The 1,862-nt window shown below is 70.7% G+C and carries 1 protein-coding gene and 1 pseudogene; one reads left to right on the top strand and one right to left on the bottom strand.

Annotation, left to right across the window (positions count from 1 at the left end; translation table 11 throughout):
* The first annotated feature begins 39 nt into the window (after positions 1 to 39).
* On the top strand, positions 40 to 1,209 hold the full coding sequence (locus IY392_RS11915) for an acetyl-CoA C-acetyltransferase (RefSeq protein ID WP_194861332.1): 1,170 nt from the start codon (positions 40 to 42) through the stop codon (positions 1,207 to 1,209).
* An 87-nt stretch (positions 1,210 to 1,296) separates the two neighbouring features.
* On the opposite strand, the pseudogene IY392_RS11910 reads toward IY392_RS11915, so the two are convergent.
* Positions 1,297 to 1,862, bottom strand: a pseudogene (locus IY392_RS11910) (hypothetical protein); the annotation flags it as partial.

The raw sequence follows: 1,862 nt of genomic DNA, 5'->3' as shown, positions 1-1,862 counted from the left end.
GCCTGACACCACCGACCGACCCCACCCACGAGGAGACACATGACCAGCGTGACCGGCCGCGAGGCCTACGTGATCGACGCCGTCCGGACGCCTGCGGGCAAGCGCGGTGGCAGCCTCTCCGCCCAGCACCCGGCGGATCTGGGCGCGCACGTCATCAGCGCGGTGGTCGAGCGCACGGGGATCGACCCCGCGGTGGTCGACGACGTGATCTTCGGCTGCGTGGACGCCATAGGCCCGCAGGCGGGCAACATCGCCCGCTCCGCGTGGCTCGCGGCCGGGATGCCTCTCGGGGTGCCGGGCACGACCGTCGACCGCCAGTGCGGCTCGAGCCAGCAGGCCATCCACTTCGGTGCCCAGGGGATCATGTCCGGCACCCAGGACGTGGTCCTGTTCGGCGGCGTGCAGAACATGAGTGCCCTGCCGATCTCCTCGGCCATGCTCGCCGGGCGCGAGTACGGCTTCGACGACCCGTTCACCGGCTCGACCGGATGGGTCTCCCGCTTCGGCTCCCAGGAGATCTCCCAGTTCAACGGTGCCCAGATGATGGCCGACACGTGGGGTATCTCGCGTCGCGAGATGGAGGAGTGGGCGCTGCAGTCCCACACCCGCGCCCGCGCCGCGATCGCCGAGGGCCGGTTCGCGAACGAGTATGTCCCGTTCGCCGGACTCGAGGCCGACGAGACCACGCGCGAGACCACTCTGGAGAAGATGGCCTCCCTGCCCGTGCTGGCCGAGGGTGGCTCGCTCACCGCCGCCGTGGCGTCGCAGATCTCCGACGGCGCGTCCGCCGGGTTGCTCGCGTCCGCCGAGGCCGTCGAGAGATACGGCCTGACGCCGCGGGCCCGGATCCACCATCTGACCGTGCGCGGCGACGATCCGGTGATGATGCTCTCCGCGCCTATCCCGGCCACCCGGTGGGCGCTGGAGAAGACGGGACTGACGATCGACGACATCGACGTGGTGGAGATCAACGAGGCGTTCGCCCCTGTGGTGTTGGCGTGGATCAAGGAGATCGGCGCCGACCCGGCCCGGGTGAACCCCAACGGCGGCGGAATCGCGCTCGGGCACCCGCTCGGCGCGACCGGTGCCAAACTCTTCGCCACCCTGCTCAACGAGCTCGAGCGCACCGGCCGCCGCTACGGCCTGCAGACGATGTGTGAGGGCGGCGGCACCGCCAACGTGACGATCATCGAGCGACTCGACTCCTGACGCTCCGCGTCAGAGGCGCCGCACCACGAGACAGACCCCGCACCACCCGGTGCGGGGCCTGTGAGGTGTGTCGGCCTGCTCTCGTGGTCAGCCTTCGGCGGAGAGGGTGTCGAACCCGAGGCCGCCGCCCTCGCCGCCGCCGAGCAGGCCAAGGAGGCTGCCGAGGCCGCTGGCGTCACCCTCGCCGGTCGCCGAGGACAGCGTGCCGAGGGTGTCCTCGGTCGACAGTCCGCCGAGGCTGCCCTGGATCGCATCGAGCGGGTCGCCGACGAGCACGGGCCCGCCGATGTCCGATCCACCGATCACGCAGTAGCTGACCACCGCGTAGACGTTCGACGGCACGGTGGCCGACACCGTGACGTCAGCGATCGTCACGCTGGCGATCGGGCTGGGCACGAGGCCGCCGGTCTGGAGGAACGTCACGTCGGACATGCTGTTGATCAGGTTGTTGATGGCGCCGAGGTCCAGGTTGTTGAGTGCCTCCAGCTGAGAGAGGAGAGCCGGGGCGCTCGAGGTGGGGACCACCGCGGCGACACACGTGTCGGCGTCGACCACGAAGTCCTTCTCGAAGGTGACGGACACGGTGTTGCCGTTGACGACGGGGTCGGCGGCCGTGGCGGCGGACGCGGCACCGGCGCCGGCCAGGGTCAGGG

The sequence above is a fragment of the Dietzia sp. SYD-A1 genome, from assembly GCF_015356725.1.
GTDB lineage: Bacteria > Actinomycetota > Actinomycetes > Mycobacteriales > Mycobacteriaceae > Dietzia.
Note: the sequence above shows the minus strand (reverse complement) of the source record. Positions and strands in the feature narration are given on the sequence as shown.

Bases quoted from the DNA above. Each gene is read 5' to 3' on its own strand.
- IY392_RS11915 (WP_194861332.1), top strand. From the start codon at position 40: ATGACCAGCGTGACCGGCCGCGAGGCCTACGTGATCGACGCCGTCCGG.